The sequence below is a fragment of the Anaerosporobacter faecicola genome, assembly GCF_012070565.1.
GTDB lineage: Bacteria > Bacillota > Clostridia > Lachnospirales > Lachnospiraceae > Anaerosporobacter > Anaerosporobacter faecicola.
Genome location: NZ_JAAQRO010000001.1, coordinates 87,991 through 106,663, shown reverse-complemented (window position 1 = coordinate 106,663; position 18,673 = coordinate 87,991). Strand labels below are relative to the sequence as shown.

15 protein-coding genes are annotated in these 18,673 nt (G+C 36.0%); all 15 read right to left on the bottom strand.

From position 1 onward, the window contains the following. Window positions 1-20 precede the first annotated feature (20 nt). The 15 genes from pilM to pyk all read right to left on the bottom strand — a co-directional run bounded on the left by pilM (window position 21) and on the right by pyk (window position 18,671). Complete coding sequence (pilM, locus tag HBB17_RS00395; protein WP_167954732.1) at window positions 21-1,661, bottom strand: pilus assembly protein PilM; 1,641 nt, start codon at window positions 1,659-1,661, stop codon at window positions 21-23. A gap of 108 nt (window positions 1,662-1,769) precedes the next feature. Further along, window positions 1,770-2,522, bottom strand: a complete 753-nt coding sequence (locus HBB17_RS00390) for a prepilin peptidase (protein ID WP_167954730.1) — start codon at window positions 2,520-2,522, stop codon at window positions 1,770-1,772. A 22-nt stretch (window positions 2,523-2,544) separates the two neighbouring features. After that, a complete protein-coding gene (locus HBB17_RS00385; protein ID WP_238483639.1) occupies window positions 2,545-3,036 on the bottom strand; it encodes a type II secretion system protein in 492 nt (163 codons plus the stop codon). A 307-nt stretch (window positions 3,037-3,343) separates the two neighbouring features. Next, window positions 3,344-4,558, bottom strand: coding sequence for a type II secretion system F family protein (locus HBB17_RS00380; protein ID WP_167954729.1), 1,215 nt, complete (start codon window positions 4,556-4,558; stop codon window positions 3,344-3,346). After that, window positions 4,558-5,610, bottom strand: a complete 1,053-nt coding sequence (locus HBB17_RS00375) for a type IV pilus twitching motility protein PilT (protein WP_167954727.1) — start codon at window positions 5,608-5,610, stop codon at window positions 4,558-4,560. The genes HBB17_RS00380 and HBB17_RS00375 overlap by 1 nt, the downstream gene beginning before the upstream one ends. A 32-nt stretch (window positions 5,611-5,642) precedes the next feature. After that, window positions 5,643-7,373, bottom strand: a complete 1,731-nt coding sequence (locus HBB17_RS00370) for a GspE/PulE family protein (RefSeq protein WP_238483638.1) — start codon at window positions 7,371-7,373, stop codon at window positions 5,643-5,645. A 372-nt stretch (window positions 7,374-7,745) separates the two neighbouring features. Beyond that, window positions 7,746-9,818 (bottom strand): ATP-dependent DNA helicase RecG, encoded by a 2,073-nt coding sequence (gene recG / locus HBB17_RS00365; RefSeq protein WP_238483637.1) that lies wholly within the window; start codon window positions 9,816-9,818, stop codon window positions 7,746-7,748. Window positions 9,819-10,212: 394 nt separating this feature from the next. Next, window positions 10,213-11,874 (bottom strand): DAK2 domain-containing protein, encoded by a 1,662-nt coding sequence (locus tag HBB17_RS00360; protein WP_167954726.1) that lies wholly within the window; start codon window positions 11,872-11,874, stop codon window positions 10,213-10,215. A gap of 55 nt (window positions 11,875-11,929) precedes the next feature. Next, the gene (locus tag HBB17_RS00355; RefSeq protein WP_167954724.1) at window positions 11,930-12,286 is read right to left on the bottom strand and encodes an Asp23/Gls24 family envelope stress response protein; all 357 of its coding nucleotides are present in this window, start codon (window positions 12,284-12,286) and stop codon (window positions 11,930-11,932) included. Between the two features lie 669 nt (window positions 12,287-12,955). Beyond that, on the bottom strand, window positions 12,956-13,141 hold the full coding sequence (gene rpmB / locus HBB17_RS00350; RefSeq protein WP_167954722.1) for a 50S ribosomal protein L28: 186 nt from the start codon (window positions 13,139-13,141) through the stop codon (window positions 12,956-12,958). A 169-nt stretch (window positions 13,142-13,310) separates the two neighbouring features. Beyond that, window positions 13,311-13,712, bottom strand: coding sequence for a GerW family sporulation protein (locus HBB17_RS00345; RefSeq protein WP_167954721.1), 402 nt, complete (start codon window positions 13,710-13,712; stop codon window positions 13,311-13,313). Next, entirely contained in the window at window positions 13,712-14,923 is a 1,212-nt protein-coding gene (locus tag HBB17_RS00340) for a DUF2953 domain-containing protein (RefSeq protein WP_167954719.1), read from the bottom strand. Before HBB17_RS00340 ends, HBB17_RS00345 begins: the two co-directional genes overlap by 1 nt. Beyond that, on the bottom strand, window positions 14,920-15,240 hold the full coding sequence (locus HBB17_RS00335) for a hypothetical protein (protein WP_167954717.1): 321 nt from the start codon (window positions 15,238-15,240) through the stop codon (window positions 14,920-14,922). Before HBB17_RS00335 ends, HBB17_RS00340 begins: the two co-directional genes overlap by 4 nt. Window positions 15,241-15,509: 269 nt before the next feature. Continuing rightward, window positions 15,510-16,919 (bottom strand): hypothetical protein, encoded by a 1,410-nt coding sequence (locus HBB17_RS00330; RefSeq protein ID WP_167954716.1) that lies wholly within the window; start codon window positions 16,917-16,919, stop codon window positions 15,510-15,512. 327 nt (window positions 16,920-17,246) lie between these two features. Beyond that, window positions 17,247-18,671 carry a pyruvate kinase gene (gene pyk, locus HBB17_RS00325; RefSeq protein ID WP_167954714.1) on the bottom strand — a complete coding sequence of 475 codons (1,425 nt, stop codon included), beginning with the start codon at window positions 18,669-18,671 and terminating at the stop codon, window positions 17,247-17,249. Between the last annotated feature and the right edge of the window lie 2 nt (window positions 18,672-18,673).

Below are 18,673 nucleotides of genomic sequence, written 5' to 3'. Positions count from 1 at the left end.
AACCTCCTTAAAAATGTCTGTTATTGTTCCAGCAGATCATTGGAATAGGTACAGGTAAGGGTTGTTGTTAATGTCTTTAATCCGTTTTCTTTTTCTTCTTCTAGTATGGTCCCAACTAAGACAGAATCAATCTCTTCAAACTTTTGTAGATCAATCAGCAATTTTGCAATTTCTTCTTTTTTACTGGCGGTTACCCCAAGGCCCAATCCTTCATCCGAAGATGTCAGTGCCGTTATCACAACATGTTTGGGTAAGCACATCTCCAATTGTTCAATTACACTCACAAGATTCTTATTCTTAGTAGGCAGTTTTTGATATAATTCCTCTAATGCTTGTGTCTGTTGCATTGCCGTCATATATTTGGCGTTTAATTTCTCAATTTCTGATAGCTTTATAATCTGTTCCTGCAATTCTTCTAACGTAGTCTTTGAATGCAAATAGTTAATAAAACTGCTTCCCACAAATATAATGGAAATTAGTCCAATCAAAACTACAAAGGCAATACTATTTTGAAGGCTTTTTCGATCTTTTTCAGCTTGTACATCCTTCGGTACAAAATCTAGTGGACTCATTGCCGCTCCAATACTGGATAGATACATTCCTTCTTCCACCATCTTGCCTTCTAGAAAATTAACACCGATGAGGCGGTCGATTCTCTTTACATCAATTCCTGTTTCATTGCTAATTAATTTGTGCATTCCTCGCACGCCAGATCCAATTCCTGTAATGTAAATGGTATGTATGCGTTTTTCTTTGAATTTTGCCAGACAGTATTCCTGTACACGTATTACATTATTAATTAAATATCCCAAGGCATTTGTTGCTTCCTCTTTTGCATGTAATTCCTGCATCTGTTTCCTATATAATTCTTCCGAACCAACATACGTCGCTGCTGTCTCCGAAAGATCAATCTCCTGATTTAATTTGCCATTCAATACATGTTCTTTTTGCAGCAGATGTAGTGCTTCTGCTATTGTAGTAGCCGAGAAACATGTGTTTTCCACAATAAGTTCCAACAAATTCTCAATTCCATATGGTATCGTTCTTTGTAAGAGTAATATACTATCTTCTAATATATAGATGATGGAACTCTGCTCATTCATATGAAGTACCATCTGTACCCCTGCTGCAGTTTGTTTCTTTACAATCTGAAATGTACTATTGCCAATATAATCAAGTGCTACTATAGTTAATCCCAATAATTCTGCTACATTGTAATAATTCTTGATGAGATTATTAGGTGCTGCCATAACCAACAAACGTATGTTACGTTCTGGTTGCGTGTTCTTCTTTTCTAAAATTTGATATGTAACCATGTAATCTTCAAGATTCATCGGAAAATACTCCGTGATATTGGCTTGTACAACAGACTGAATCCGATTTTCTTTTACATAAGGTATTGTAACTTCACGACTGGTGATCTTTGTAGAAGATACTGTAAATACAACATGTTTTTCATGAATATTTTCCTTCTCTAGTTCTTCACGCAAACATTGCACAAACTGCTCTTTATTCCGTATAAACCCGTCTTCCACCGTATTCTCTGGAGTTGCAAAGGTGATACTTCGGTATACCTTAGGTGATTTGCTATGATAATCCATTTCACATACTCTGGTAAATGTAATACCAATCTCTATGCTCAACACTTTCTTAATTGCCATAAGCTTTCCCTCCTTCTAATCCTAGTTTCGTAATCTCTCTTCCCCTTTAGTTTCGTATAAGCCACATTTTATCGGATATCCTTCTTTTTCCTACTTGCATACTGCACATTATGGAAACATCCATTGTAGATACCACTGGATTAGTTTTTGCCCATACAACGCCGCAATTATAATTCCAACAGAAAGATACGGTCCAAATGCCAATTGATGCGAAGCTTTAAATAACTTCATACGTATTCCATGAAGGATTGAGCCTAAGAAACATGCCAGCCACAAGGCGAATATACTATTTGTAACTCCTAAGTATGTACCTGCACCAATCATCAACTTGATATCGCCATCCCCAATTCCTTTTCCTTTTGTTAACCAATACAGCAGCCATAAAAAACCGCTTACGACTACCATACCAATCAAATGTGTAGTGGCTCGTTCAAGCTCCATTCCTGCACGAACTAGTCCCAAGAAAAATACCATAACGTTTAATCCCAGTGGTATAGTAAACGTTTTCAAATCAATAACACTTATTACAAGTAACGTAGAACTCAAGATACATAGTAGGATTCCTTCCGGTGTAATTCCCTTTTCCCATATGATCCATACATAAAGAATTCCATTAAGCAGTTCCACCATTGGATACTGCAAGGACAATTTTTCCCCACAATTTCGGCATCGTCCCCTTTGGAATAAATAGCTGACAACAGGAAGCAACTCATACCATCGCAACCAATGTCCACAATTCATACAATGGGAACGTGTTCTTATAACATCTTCGCCTTTCGGTATTCGATAGATACATACATTGAGAAAGCTCCCAATGACAATTCCATACAGAAAAACGATGGGATATATAATTTGATTCATTGAGAGCCTCCTTTTTTGTTTTTTATGGTGTAGATGGTGTCGCCGCAACAGATTCGACAGTTATTTTTCCCACCTTATCATTTGCTGCGTCAATTTCAATCGTGACCTTGAATTGAGCTTTACCTGGTTCTTTTGGCAGTGGAAGAGAATTATTTAAGATTTCTAAAAACTCAGTTTTAAAATTAGGGATTGTGTTTGCGGTCGATATTTCACCAACACCACTTGCATTCTTAACAATATTAATAACAACATTCGCTGATTGTGTTGCCATCTCTTCATATACAGTCTCATCCGCTAACGCAGTCGTAGCAGCTGTCTTGTACAGATTCATATTTGCTGCATCTACCGAAGTTCTTGACTTTCCAATGTATTTCATTACCTGTGGTGCAATAACGATTGCTAGGATCGCCATAATTGCGATTACTACAATTAATTCCACCAATGAAAATCCTGTGTTCCTCTCTTTCTTTTCTTCTACCATTTGCTTTCTCATTTCCATTTTTTTTGTTCTCATTAACCTCTCTCCTTTTCAAATTTCTAAACATTGATTTATGTTTTCTATTGCAACTATCCAATTACACAAATCAAGCATATGTAATGTTCTTGATTTCTCATAATCTTCTTAGCAGTTGCTGTTCATTAATTCCCCCATTAATGAACTCCCCTGACGTATTTCATTTAGATTGTTGCATATCGGTTCAAAGTTGAGTGAGATAACTCTGCTTGTTTCTTTTTGCGGCATATCTGTAACAAAAACATGGTAATAACCATGTTACCTAATACAAACATTACTAGTTTCAGAATTGCTCAGCTCAGTATCGTTACATACTATCAATACCTTTATATACAGTAACCATTGGCAACATAATAGAGATGACTAAGAATCCGACGATCAAAGCTAAGAATACAATGATCAATGGTTCCAATATGGTAGTCAGTGATTCTGTTCCCATCTCCACTTCTTCTTCAAAATAATCTGCAACACAATCCAACATATCTTCTAGATTACCAGTTTCTTCCCCGATACTGATCATCTGATAGATCATTGGTGGAAAAATCCCCGATTCTTTCAATGGCAGGGATAATGGAATTCCTCTTGCCACTTCTTCCTTTGCATTCAGTAAGATTTGTTTCAATTCTACATTTTCCATTGTTCGTGCTGTAATTTCCACAGCATCAATCAGAGAAATACCAGAACGAGTTAATGTACTCAATGTTCTTGCCAAACGAGCACAGGCATTCTTTTTCTTTAGTTTTCCAAACAATGGTATTCGTAGTGCCATATGTGCAAATAGACGTTCTCCGTTTGGTAATGTCTGAAATCCTTTTATAGCTAGAATTACTACTGTAACTACCAGGATTACTACATACCATTTATGTTGCATAAATTCACTCATTGCGATTACCATCCTTGTTGGCAATGGCATCTCTACATTCATCTGAGAGAACATGGTAAGAAATTTTGGTATGACATAAGATAACATGATGATAATAACAAGAACAGCAACACAAGCAACAACGGTTGGATAGATCATTGCCTTCTTCATCAATGCCTTCAATTTTGCTTCTTTTTCAAAGTGAATCGCACTTCTTTCTAGAGAACCTTCTAAACTTCCTGAAGTTTCTCCCGCTTCAACCATATTGATCAAGATCGGTGGAAAGACCTTCCCTTGCCTACGCATGGCATCTGCTAACGTCTCCCCTCTTTCTACATTCTCACGTACGGATGTTATCGCTTGTTTCATCACTTTTTTTTCTGTTTGCTCTTCTAACATATGCAAAGAAGTTGTAATTGATACCCCAGCAGACAAAATGCTACAAAACTGTCTGCAGAATGCACTTAAATCTCTCGCTTTAATAGGATTTCCAATACTCACATTAATATCTTTCGTAAAGACGTTCTGTGGTACAATCGATATTGGAATATAACCTGCTGCGCGAAGAGAACGATTTACTTTTTCCTCATTGATTGCTTCCATTGCACCCTTTGACTCTTTCCCTTTCTTATCAATGACAACATATGAAAAACTAGCCATTAGAACAACCTCCTCTCTAAAGCTGCACGATCCTGTGCAAACAGCAATGCATCATCTATACTAATCTCCCGATTCGTACACAAATCAAATAAATGATCATCCATTGTCTGCATTCCCATTTTCTTATTCGTCTGTATTACAGAATTAATCTGGTACGTTTTTGCTTCCCGTATCAGATTCTTAATGGCACTGGTGGCATGCATCACTTCAAATGCCGCCACTCGCCCTTTTCCATTTTCTTTTGGTATCAGCTGCTGAGAGATCACCGATTCCAAAACTGTTGCAAGCTGAATTCGAATCTGTTGCTGCTGAGAAGACGGAAATACATCAATCACACGATCAATCGTACTAGCAGCTCCTATGGTATGTAAGGTTGAGAAAACCAAATGGCCTGTCTCCGCAGCAGTAATTGCTATAGAAATGGTATCCAAATCTCTCATCTCTCCTACAAGAATCACATCGGGGTCCTCTCGTAATGCAGCTCGTAGTGCATTGGCATAATTATTCGTATCCAGTCCTACCTCTCTCTGGTTTACGATGGATTTTTTATGTGAATGGAGATACTCAATGGGATCTTCCAAGGTGATGATATGTTGACTATAATTACTATTGATCAGATCAATTAATGCGGCCAAAGAGGTTGATTTTCCACTTCCAGTTGGACCTGTAACTAGAATCAATCCTCGTTTCTTCTGCGCAAGATCAATAACGGATTCTGGTATTCCTAAAGATTCCGGTGTAGGAACCTTTGTCCCTACCAATCGTAAAACCGCCGCATAGGATCCACGTTGTTTAAATACATTTACACGATATCTTCCTAGATTAGGTATGGAATAAGAGAAATCTACTTCTCCATACTCTGCTAACCGTTCTTCCAAACGAGTATTTAACATTGGTTTCACAATGGCATCGGTGTCCGTAGGTACCAGTTTGGGTAATTCCAAATCATATAATCTACCATTCACACGACATTTCGGGGATATACCAACGGTAATATGTAAGTCCGATGCTCCTAACTCTTTTGCACGAGTTAACAAATGATCAATTGTCATAATTATTCACCACCCCTTTCCTTGTCAACGTATTACACTTTTGCTATAATCTTCATTAATTCGGAGACTGAAGTTATTCCATTCAGTACATGCAAAACGCCTGCTTGATATAAGGTAACCAACCCTTCCTTTTCTGCAGTTTTCTTTATCGCTTCCAAACTTGCCTTTTGACTTATGCTCTCTTTAATCGAGGGGGTGATGGGCATAATCTCATAAACACCGATTCGCCCAAGATATCCTGTGTCATTACACATATGGCATCCACAAGGATCATAGATTGTAACTTCTTCTTTTGTTCCCAACACACGCTGTTCTACTGCATCCGCTATCTTTTCCTTCTTACAATATGGACACAATCTTCGTACCAAGCGTTGTGCAATTACCCCAACAACAGAATCTGCAATAAGATAAGGTTCAATCCCCATATCAATTAATCGAATAATACTACCTGCTGAATCATTGGTATGTAGGGTACTCACGACAAGATGACCTGTTATGGAAGCTTTAACCGCAATTTGTGCTGTTTCACTATCTCTCATTTCACCAATCATGATAATATCCGGGTCTTGACGCAATATGGAACGCAAGGCAGTTGCAAATGTAAGCTCCGCTTTTGTATTGACTTGAACCTGATTCACACCATCTATGTTTGCTTCTACAGGGTCTTCTACCGTAATGATATTGACATCCTCCTGATTCAATTCACTCAAAGCGGTATACAGTGTTGTAGATTTTCCACTTCCTGTTGGACCTGTAACTAATATGATTCCATATGGATTGGATAGGATTCGATTGAACTTGTCCATTTCCTCTGAGGAAAATCCCAACTCAATCTTACTCTTTGTTAACCCATCTTTTGCTGTGATTCTCATAACAATCTTTTCTCCATATACCGTAGGCAATACAGAAACTCGTATATCATATTCTTTCTTATCAATTATGCTTGTAATTCGCCCATCTTGTGGCTTTCTCTTTTCTGAGATATCCATTTCTCCAATTACTTTAATGCGCGCAACTAATGCCGACAGCAAGGACAAATCATACTTCATGACCTCGGTCAATACACCATCAATACGGTAGCGTACACGTATGCATTCTTTTAATGGTTCAATATGAATATCACTTGCACGCTGTCTCACTGCTTGTTCAATGATCTTCTTCACCAATAATACAATTGGAGCGTTCAGGACATCGTTTGTTTCTTCTTCCTTCTCCTCCTGAGATTGATAAAGTGTTTCTCTTTCTTTGCTGTAACGTTCCGCAACTGCCATTGCTTCTGCATTTCCATAATATTTTTCAATAGTTGAAATGATTTCTGTCGGTGTAGATACAACTACTTCGATTTGATAATTGGTCACGATTGCCAAATCATCTACTGCAACAATATCCAGTGGATCAGCCATAGCGACTCGAAGTACGTTAGGATTGTCCTCCTTAAACGCAAACGGCATCATCTGGTATTTTCTTAAAATATTTTCATTTGCTAGATGAATGATTGCTTCTTCAATTCGAACACGACCAAGTTTTACAACATCAAGTCCCAATTGTGTATGTAATGCCTCTACAATATCTGCTTCTGATATTAACCCGAGTTCAATTAACGTTTCCCCTAGTTTTTTATGCGTCTCTTTTTGTTTCGTCAAAGCTTCTTCTAACTGCGCTTGGGTTATACAATCACTTGCAATTAATAAATCTCCCAATCGTTTTCGTTTCTTACTATAGAATTCCATACCATACCTCTCTACAATCTCAAATACAATCATATACTCCTAAAAGCATGATTAATTTCCATATATTTCCTTTGTTTTGTCTATTATAACATCTCATACCCGTCATTTCAAATTATTCTGTAAATTTTTTCCATGTTATTTTTGCTATTTTTGTGTCATATTGCAACGTTTTTTCTCTCTCGCCGTCATATTAACAACCATATTGTTTTATCCGCTCGCACGATTTCTTGTTTTTTTTGTACTGATTAGATCTTATTAATACCCATTATTGCATTACATTCTGCCTTCCATGTACGATTCACATACGCAAAAATACCCAGGTAGCGAAAACTTTGCGTTTTCTCTACCTGGGTATTCATAATCCATATTCAAATAATCACATTCAAACATTAATAACAATGACGTTTACAAAATTGTTCCCAAATAATTCTCCAATTGTTTACGGAATCGTTCATTCTTACTACACAACTGTTGAATCTCTTTAATCGTCATATTTTTTGCAGTTTCATTGGCTTCTTTTAATACGGTAGCATCATTATAGATATCTGCTAGTTTAAATTCCATTTCACCACTTTGCCTGATTCCAAAAAGATCCCCTGGACCTCTCAGTTTCAAATCTTCTCCTGCAATATAAAAACCATCATTCGAAGTATTTAGGATCTCCAATCGCTTCTTTGTTTCCTTACTTCTTGAGCCGCTTACTAAGATGCAATAGGACTGGTATTTTCCACGCCCTACCCGCCCACGTAATTGATGTAGCTGTGCAAGCCCAAAGCGTTCTGCATTTTCAATCATCATTACCGTTGCATTCGGTACGTTAACTCCAACCTCAATTACTGTCGTAGAGACTAATACATGAATCTCATTCCGAGCAAACTGTTCCATAATCTCATTCTTCTCTTTTGCTTTCATCTTTCCATGAAGATATTCCACCCGAATACATGGTGGTAAAGCCTCCTGTATCTTCTGGGTATATGCTATTACATTCTCCGCCTCCATCGTCTCACTTTCTTCCACCATAGGACAGATTACATATGCTTGTCTACCTTCCTGCACTTGTTTTTCAATAAAATGATATGCGGTTGTACGATATTCTGTATTAACGACGCAGTTCTTAATTGGTAAACGGTTTGCTGGTAATTCATCCACAACGGAAATATCTAGATCCCCATACAGTATAATCGCAAGGGTTCTAGGTATTGGTGTAGCACTCATAACCAACACATGCGGATTCTCTCCTTTTTGAGAAAGCACTTCTCTTTGCTTTACACCAAAACGATGCTGTTCATCCGTGATCACCAATCCAAGATTTCCGTAAGTGACACTTTCTTGTATGAGTGCATGCGTACCTATAATCACAGATACTTCATTCCTTTGAATCTTCTCGTAAGCAATTCTCTTTTCTTTTGCTGTCATAGAACCAGTAAGAAGAATACAGCCTATTCCAAATGGTGCATAGAGCTCGCTTAAGGACTCCATATGTTGTTTCGCTAATACTTCCGTCGGAACCATTAGGGTACCTTGATACCCATTCTCTGCATTTAAAGCAAGTGCCAAAGCTGCAAGTACCGTTTTACCTGAGCCAACATCCCCTTGTACCAAGCGGTTCATTACTAATCCCGTACACATATCTCGTTTGATTTCCTCCCAAGCACGTTTCTGGGCATTCGTAAGTTCATAGGGCAGACTATTCAATAATTGGTCCGTTTGTTTTACCGTTTCATATGGCACACGCTTAAGTCTCTTATTCTTTTCTTCTTTCATATAGGTTAATGCTAACGTAAACATAAAAAACTCGTTAAATACAATACGTCTTCGTGCTTTGATCATGTTCTCTTTATCTTTTGGAAAATGAATCTGTTTTACTGCAAATCGATAATCAGCAAGTCCATGCTCCGAACGGATGGCAGAAGGCAAGAAATCTCCTGTTAAATCCACTTCTTCTAAGATTGTCTGTACCGTTTTACTTAACAAATGATTGGTGATTCCATTGGTCAACGGATAAATCGGTTGCAGTACATCCTTTTTGTTATAGTACTCTTCTTTCGTTAAAATCTTTGGCTGCTCAATTACAAGTACGCCATTCTTACGTTGCGCCTTCCCCCGAAATATATAATAACTACCACTTTTTAAGGTATTCTTGATATAAGGCATATTAAACCAAGTTAGTCCAATACTACCTGTTGCATCTTTTACACGGCAGGAAGCAATCGTCAGATGTCGAACTCGTTTTGTCTCTACATTCATGTAAAGATAGCCGACGAAAAGAGCCATTTCTCCTTCCACTATTTCATCAATATTCATAAGTTTCCCGTATATATCATAGGCTTTGGGGTAATATTCTAACATATCCTGTACCGTTACAATTCCCAGCTTATTCAATCCTTTTTCTGTTTTTTCCCCGATTCCTTTTACAACACTAATTGCGTCGGTTTGTAACATTGCTTTCTGCACCCTTTCTGCTATTGGCTTTATCATTCCTTTATTCTTTTCGATTTCTTGATTTCTTTATCTTCCTTCATTTCTATGATGTTTCGTTTCTTTGTTTTTCGTTTCTTACGTTTCATTCATTTCTTATTTACTCACTTCTTGATTTTTCATTTCTTAGATTACTTTTATAAATCTTATCTTATTTTCTATTCACCATTAGCTTCATTGTAACATAGAAGATTTCGATTAACAAGAATATGTGTTCGATTTTTCTTTTTCAAAGAAAACACACGCACTCTCCCTTTGTAGTAGAGGAGCAAATGTATCAAAAGTATTAAGAGCACACGCAAAAAAGAGCATTACATAGAAGGAAATCTATATCATGCTCTTTTTTATTTATCCTATGATCACCTTACGGTTTTTATTTCGTTCTCGCATTCTCTTACTCTACAGACAATACATAATAGTAAATTGGTTGACCACCACTGTGTACTTCAACATCAACATCTGGATATTGTTCCATGATTGCATCGGCTACCACATTGGCATCTTCTTCTGATACTTCCTGACCATAATATAAGCTGATCAATTCTGATTCATCATCAACAAGGCATTTTACCAGATCTACCGTAGTACTGTTAATTGCAGTACCAACTGTTAAGATAGCTGTATCACCAATTCCCATGATATCTCCTTGATGAATCTCTTTTCCATCAATTGTTGTATCACGTACTGCATACGTTACTTGACCAGATTTTACACGTTCCATCTCTTCGATCATTCTTTGTGCATTCTCTTCTGGTGTTTTATCATATACAAAGTTGATAACCGCAGTAATTCCCTGAGGAATTGTCTTCGTTGGGATTACAATAATCTCTTTGTCCTCTGTTAAATCTTTTGCTTGTTGTGCAGCAAGAATAATGTTTTTGTTATTTGGTAAAATGAAGATCGTCTTTGCATTGACTTGTTCGATGGCATTCAACATGTCTTCTGTACTAGGATTCATTGTCTGTCCACCTTCAATTAGATAATCAACACCAAGTCCTTTGAAGATCTCATTCACACCTTCTCCAATGGATACGGATATGAAACCAACATCTTTCATTGGTTCATCTTTTTTCTTTTCCACTGTGGCTGCTTTTACTTTTTCTGCTTCTTTTATTAGTTTTTCATTATGCTCTTCTCGCATATTGTCAATCTTCATACTAGTTAAGGAACCATACGTTAATGCTTTCTGGATTGCAAGTCCAGGGTCATTCGTATGTACGTGTACCTTAACGATATCATCGTCTGATACGACTACAATAGAATCACCGAGCGATTCCAAATAAGATTTGAATTCGTTCTCTGTTTGCATCGTATATTCTTTTTCTAACATAATAATAAATTCTGTACAATAACCGAATTTAATATCTACTGGTTCTGTGGAATTAATTTCTTCCGTTTTTCCAAGAGCTTTCTTCGTTTCAATGCGAATATCAACTTCTTTACCAAGCATTGCATCAAAAGCACCCTTCAAAACTTCCAATAATCCCTGTCCACCGGAATCTACAACTCCTGCTTCTTTTAATACAGGCAACATCTCTGGCGTCTGTGCTAAAACAGTATCCATATGTGCAATTACTTCTTCAGCAAATGCTACAAGATCATCTGTCTTACCAACCAATTCAGCTGCTTTTTCTGCTCCACCTCTGGCAACTGTTAATATTGTTCCTTCTTTTGGTTTCATAACTGCTTTATATGCAGTTTCAACCGCTTTTTGAAAAGCACTTGCCATAATCTCAACTGTAATTGCATCATGTTCTTGAATTTCTTTCGTAAAGCCACGGAATAATTGTGAAAGAATAACTCCTGAATTACCTCTAGCTCCACGTAAAGAACCACTCGAGATTGCTTTCGCTAACACTGGGATCGTAGGATTTTCAATCGCACTTACTTCACGAGCTGCTGCCATGATCGTCAGTGACATATTGGTACCCGTATCTCCATCTGGAACAGGAAATACGTTCAATTCATTAATATATTCTTTCTTTGCTTCAATGCGTTTTGCTCCAGCTAAGAAAAGCTTTTGAAGTGTAACCGCATCTAATGTATTCATAACCACTTGCTTGTTCCTCCTTAAATTAGCAATAAACCATAGAAAAGTCTATTATAATTAACTAGTCGAGCACACGTACGCCTTCGACAAATACATTAATCTTCTCAACTTTCATGCCTGTAAATTCTTCTACTTTATATTTAACGTTACTGATCAAGTTATCCGTAACTGCTGAAATGCTTACTCCATAAGCAACAATGATATGCATATCGATTGTTAGATTATTGTCTTCTATTACGACATTCACGCCATGACTAAGACTATCTCTTTTCAGTAGACGAACCAAACCATCTTTGACATTAACAGAAGCCATTCCAACAATACCAAAACACTCTACAGCGGCAGAACCAGCATACTTGGAAATTACTTCGTTATCAATCATGATTTCACCCATCTGCGTATTCATATGTCCTTTCATAGTTAACCCTCCAATTCCTAATTCTATGAACACTTCCCATACAATACCCGTACAACGCTGGCACGATTATACAAGCAATAGGAATTCATCCACATTTTCTTACTCGAATATTATACCCTCTTTTTAATAAAAAGGAAACAGTTAAATAAAAAATAAAGCCTATATATCAATTATATCCACATTTCTAAGTGTTTATATACATGAATTACCATTTTTTGAGACGAAGAACCTCAGGTATTATGATGTTCAATCCATTCAATTCCTATTTCATAACAAAAGATCTACGTTACTATACTATTTTTTCTCATAATACGCAAGCTTTTGAATATATTAGTAAAAACATATTCGGTAATAGACTACCGAAAAACAGGTGATTTCTTTTGAAAAGAATGTTTGGGTTTATCCTTTTTTGGATTGCTATAGGTATGACACTCATGTTATTTATTACAAACGGCTTACTTGCCATTGGAATAATCGTATTATGTCTAATCCTTGGATATAATTTATTCTGTAATTAACAAAGCCTTCCCTACCATAAAGCATAGTTTGGAATAAAAACGATTTTCGTTCGCTCTGCATAGGATTTTATTTATGGATAAAATAAAAAGAACTGTCTTAGTCTACTCTCATAGCACATAAGACAGCCTTTTTATCACGTATCATAAAAAATTAAGCACGTTCAACTAAACCAGATTTTAAGCAAGAAGTACAAACATACATCTTCTTAGCAGCACCGTTAACATTAACTTTAACAGATTTCACGTTAGTTTTCCACATTTTGTTGCTTCTTCTATGTGAATGACTCACATTGTTTCCAAAATGAGCACCTTTTTGGCAAATAGCACATTTAGCCACGTCACGCACCTCCTTAAGGTAATTTACTTCATTGATTTTCAATTATCTTGTCACACGACCTACAAACAAAAGATATTTTATCACATACCATAGATATTTGCAAGTACTATTTATTATTTACCTATTTTTCGAGCTTATTCTATACCTGTTTACGTCGCAACAAGTGACCTTATTCTGCCTCAGTTGTATTCTCGTCAGTAGCTGCTTGTTCCGTTCCATCTTGCTTTGCTTTTCCAGATGTGAAACGATTTACAAAGTCTGGAACCATATCAAGAATCTTCGTTACACTGTCTTGATTTTTCACATTAACAAGTCTTGCTGAACCATTCTGTACAACTAAAACAGAACTTGGAGTAATCTTACCTCCCATACCTCCGCCGCCATTGTTTTTCTTCTTGTCTTCTTGAGAAAATGCTCCAGCAGCAACACCAAAACTCACATCAACTAATGGTAAAATGATCGTTCCATCTTCCACTTTAACAGCTTCACCCACTACTGTTTTTGTAGTAAGGAAACTATCCATTCCTTTGAATAATGCTTCAACTGTAGATCCAAAACTATTGTCAGCCATTAAAATTCCTCCTTTAACTCTTTCGCATTCTTAAGCAATTTTTTAAAGTTATCATCTAATAAAAGTTTAATTCCTATAATAAATAAGGTACATGCTCGGATACGCCCCTTAGCATCTACTTTACCTTCTAACACTTCTTCCTGAAAATCTGGTATGATTTCTATCTTATTCTCATACAGTGGATAAAATATAGATAAACCACCTAACAACATACCAGTATCACACGGATCTTCTAAACCAATACGTAAAATACCTTTGATTCGATATGGCAACATATGTTTCAACGTCTTTTTCAAACTGTGAAACACACATTTCAATCCTTTTCTATTCTCTTCGTCATCGAAAAATGCTCTCACCAAAGCAATCATCTCTTTCACATGATGTACTTTATCTTTGATGGCTCGAAGCGTTCTTCGAAGACGTTGTATGCTTTCTTTTATCTTTCTTGGAATTGCAGCAACTTTTTGGTAGAACACACGAAATGGTTTCAAAATCTTACGAACAATTGATTCTTTTTCTATATCATCTTCAACTACTTCTTTCAATGACGTTGTAATCTCTGTTCTTATTACTTCTGACTCCGTTTCCTCGATATCTTTTGTTGCATTTACAATACCTACATTTTTTTCAGATTCAATTAATTCGGAATCTTCGTTTCTGTTTACAGACTTGATTGATTCCGTTTCATTCCTAATAAGTTCTGTTTTAACTTCTTGTGTATCTGTATTTCCTCTTGCTTCTTCGGTCGTCTTTAATACAACTACTTGTTTTTGCGTTTCTATTTCCTTGGTGTTTGAACTACTTGTTGTATCGACCCTAACTTTTTCTTTCTTAATGACCTTTTGATCCAACGCATTCTTGCGTTCTTTCTTTTCTGCTCTTTTTTCTTCCCTTGTTCTTCGAGGTTTCTTTTCTTTTCTTTCCCTTGGTGGTCGATTACTATCGATAAAAGGATACCCAAATATTCGTATACAATACGAATATGTTTCCTCTTCCTGATAAAAACGGAACCGCACATCAATAATATGGCAAAGCCAACTTGCTTTTGCCTTTACTTGTATTGTTTCATATTTAGTGGCACGAATACGATATCGTACAGGAACAAAAAGGACGATTCCAAGTAGAAGGAGAAATAAAGCGAGGAGTCCACCTAAAATGATTCCTATGACTTTTAAAATGACGAGTATGACATGAAACATTAGTCCTTTCACCTACCACCTTCTGCAAAATATTCTCTTGCTTTAAAATCCTTCGTTTCCCTGTAAACATCTTCAATAATACGTGCTACCAGTTTTTTTGCACTTTCTTTTCCTTGTGCAAGACCAATGATATAGATCTGATTTCTTCTATAATGTTGAAAAAGCAATTCATTTACATTAATAATATCAAATAAATTCTTTTCATTTGAGGCGAGTGCAATACAATATACACCAAGTAATCTCTTATGATCCTCAATTGCCTGTGTCACGTGAGTTGCTCTTTGACGGATATGATCATCCATATAAAGCGAATCATACCATGTAATCACTCCAATCCCCCCATCCATTCAACAATAGTATCTATAAGTATACACTTGTATTTTCCTAATTATTCAATTGAATGATCAGACCCAATACTCCCATCATACACATGATGTGTTTTCGTATTATCACCAATACTTTTTACGTTATAGACTGCACCTATTGAACCTGTTTATAAATCCCAATAAAATAATCAAAATTTATGTATAACAAGGATACTGCCGAACAAGGTATTTCCATACCAAGGCGACAGTATCCTTTCCAGCCATGTTTGATTCTATACTTCCTCCATAATATCCTTTATGATACTATAGCATGCATTCTTTTCAGCAACATCTTTACATTGATTCATTGAATTTGTGACATATTCTACAATCTCATCTGAGTTGTTAAAGAATACTGGCATCTTATTCAGAGAGCTTGCCATAACTGCACGTACAACAGATTGTGGTACTTTATCGAACATCTTTGTTAAGTTCTTAATTATCGTTGATGTAACTTTTTCAATATATGCGTCATCAGCAACTTTTGTTGATACCTTTGCATTCAAGTCGATGAACAAGCTGTTGCCAAGTAACTTCATACATGTTGTAACACATGCAGCTTGCGCATCAAGCATCAGGCCTTTTAATTTCTTACCATACATTGTCATAACATCCTCATAACCGCCTTCAAGCATATTAATCTCATGCATAGAAGATTCCATTGTACCTTCTAATTTTGTTAACTTATCCATTTGCTCATTTGATAATTCATTTTGTGCACCGTTTAAGAATTGTTCGTTTACATAACCGATCAACTCTTTACATAATGCTTCCTCTTTCAAATCTGCATTCTGGTAACCTACTGCTATGTTGTATGCATATAAACAGTTTACGATTTCTTGTAACTGCATGTACAAATCAGAGATATCAACTAACTCTAATGCACGATCCTGAACCATTCCATTCAAGCGGTAGAATTCTGGTTTTGTTAAGTTCTTGAAATCTGCAGATTCAATCGTCGTAATTGCTTTATAGAAATCAGGAAATTGCTTTTTCATCTCTTTTGGACGTTCCAATGTAGCTGCAGACTTAATCATATATAGATATCCATCCACTGCACTACGTTCATTTCCTTTGTAAATGGAAATGCTATTTGCAAGCAATTCAAAATATTTTGATTTTGTCATTCTTACTGGTAGCTGTCCAATAATCTCTTGCACTTTTGTATTGATCACTACGTTGTCATTATTTGCGAAGATATAACTGATGATTTCTTGTACAAATGTTTCTGTATTAAACTCTTCTACTTCATCAACGAATTTATCTTCAATTCGATTTAATACATATTCATATAATTGCATAATATCCGCATATGCAGTAATCGATTTCATACGAGACATAATTTCTTTACGTACGCTATCGATCTCTTCAACTTTTGCTTCTCGTGTACTTTCATCAAATACACACAACATAGTATCTTTTACTAACTGATTAACTTGTTCCAAAACATCCTTTACTTGTTCCGTCTGTTTGTTATGCTTCTCAGAAATTACTTCATAGAGCATAACATATTTCATCGTTAAATCTACCAAAGAATATTTATAATAAGCTGATAAAGATTGATTCATGTATTGTGGTAAATACACTTCACTATCTTTATTATCTCTGATGTTTTTTAGTAATTGATGTACATTTAAACTCATATTTCAAAACCTCACCTTGTAATTTTATACTGCCAGCTAAGTAAATTGATTGCGACATTTCGTCACGGACTTCGTTAACAATAGGACCTCATTGTGATTTCCATATGTTTATTAAATCACTATCTTCTATTATATCAACAAAATGCTCCCTACGCTACCTTTTCATATAACTTTTTTATTAATTTATAAATTTTTAGTAATTATCACATATTTTATGTCGATTTACAATAGGCTGCCGAGCCAATAATGGTATTATTTCCATATTTTTGACTCGACAGCCCACTATTAATTTTTTATAAAATTGTACAATATGATGATTTTATAAAATTAATCTTCAATAATCACAGCTTTAATCATGTTCGTAACGCCAGTTTTTCCTGCAGGAACGCCAGCTGTTAAGATCATAACATCATCTTTTTCAACAAATCCACGTTCTTTTACGTCAGCAACTGCTTCTTCTAATAAATTGTCTGTGGAATTTACTTCGTTAATCTTAACAGGAAGAACTCCCCAGTATAATTGCATTTTTCTTAATGTTCTTTCTAATGGTGAAAGACCAACAACAAATGATTTTGGTTTAAATTTGGAAACTAAACGTGCTGTATAGCCTGAGAAACTAGATGCTGCTATTACTTTTGCATTTAAGCTACTTGCAGTTGCTACGGCTGAGTAACAGATTCCGCTTGAAACGCTCTTACTTCTATGAAGACTGTTCATCTCTAAGATTCCATCGTAATCAAGATGTGATTCTGTTTCCACTGCGATGCTAACCATTGTTTTTAATGCTTCAACAGGGTATTTACCCATTGCTGTTTCACCAGATAACATGATCGCATCAGTTCCATCGTAGATTGCGTTCGCAACATCCGTTACTTCTGCTCTCGTAGGTCTTGGATTACGGATCATGGAATCTAACATTTGTGTTGCTGTAATAACTGGAACATATGCATCATTACACTTTTGAATAATCATTTTTTGAATAAATGGAACTTCTGCTGCAGGAATTTCTACACCAAGATCTCCTCTTGCAACCATGATACCATCTGAAACTTCAATAATCTCATCAATATTTTGAATTCCTTCTTCATTTTCAATTTTAGAAATGATCGCCATATCGGAATTCGAATCTGCTAATACCTTACGAATTTCGCGGATTGCATCTGCATTACGAACAAAGGATGCAGCAATAAAATCTAAACCATGATTAATTGCAAAAATGATATCTTCACGGTCTTTTTGTGTAATTCCTGGTAATTTAACACTTACGCCTGGAATATTAACACCCTTACGGCTACCTAATAAACCACCGTTAATTACTTTACACATAACTTCTTTTTCTGCCACTTTTTCAACAGAAAGACCAATTAAACCATCATCAATAAGAATGGTATCTCCCTCTTTCACATCTTCTGGAAGTTGATCATACGTAACAGACACGCGGTTTACATCACCAATAATTTCTTCTGTGGTTAAGACGAAATCTTGTCCTTCTTCTAATTGAACTTTTTCGTCATTACATAAAAGACCAGTTCTAATTTCAGGACCTTTCGTGTCTAATAATATTGCGATTGGTAATCCTAATTCTTCCCTAACTTGTTTGATCATGTTGATTCTGTTTAAATGTTCTTCATAATCACCATGTGAGAAATTCAATCTTGCAATATCCATACCATTCATTGCGAGTGCGCGAATGTTCTCAATATTGTCCATGTTAGGTCCCATCGTACATATTATTTTTGTTTTTTTGTTCATTC

What these genes read in the sequence shown, in the direction of transcription:
- pyk (WP_167954714.1), bottom strand. Translation starts at nt 18,671, where the DNA reads ATGAACAAAAAAACAAAAATAATATGTACGATGGGACCTAACATGGAC.
- HBB17_RS00390 (WP_167954730.1), bottom strand. Translation starts at nt 2,522, where the DNA reads ATGAATCAAATTATATATCCCATCGTTTTTCTGTATGGAATTGTCATT.
- recG (WP_238483637.1), bottom strand. Translation starts at nt 9,818, where the DNA reads ATGATAAAGCCAATAGCAGAAAGGGTGCAGAAAGCAATGTTACAAACC.
- HBB17_RS00370 (WP_238483638.1), bottom strand. Translation starts at nt 7,373, where the DNA reads ATGATTGTATTTGAGATTGTAGAGAGGTATGGTATGGAATTCTATAGT.
- HBB17_RS00345 (WP_167954721.1), bottom strand. Translation starts at nt 13,712, where the DNA reads ATGGCTGACAATAGTTTTGGATCTACAGTTGAAGCATTATTCAAAGGA.
- HBB17_RS00385 (WP_238483639.1), bottom strand. Translation starts at nt 3,036, where the DNA reads ATGAGAACAAAAAAAATGGAAATGAGAAAGCAAATGGTAGAAGAAAAG.
- HBB17_RS00355 (WP_167954724.1), bottom strand. Translation starts at nt 12,286, where the DNA reads ATGAAAGGACATATGAATACGCAGATGGGTGAAATCATGATTGATAAC.
- HBB17_RS00380 (WP_167954729.1), bottom strand. Translation starts at nt 4,558, where the DNA reads ATGGCTAGTTTTTCATATGTTGTCATTGATAAGAAAGGGAAAGAGTCA.
- HBB17_RS00375 (WP_167954727.1), bottom strand. Translation starts at nt 5,610, where the DNA reads ATGACAATTGATCATTTGTTAACTCGTGCAAAAGAGTTAGGAGCATCG.
- pilM (WP_167954732.1), bottom strand. Translation starts at nt 1,661, where the DNA reads ATGGCAATTAAGAAAGTGTTGAGCATAGAGATTGGTATTACATTTACC.
- HBB17_RS00330 (WP_167954716.1), bottom strand. Translation starts at nt 16,919, where the DNA reads ATGAGTTTAAATGTACATCAATTACTAAAAAACATCAGAGATAATAAA.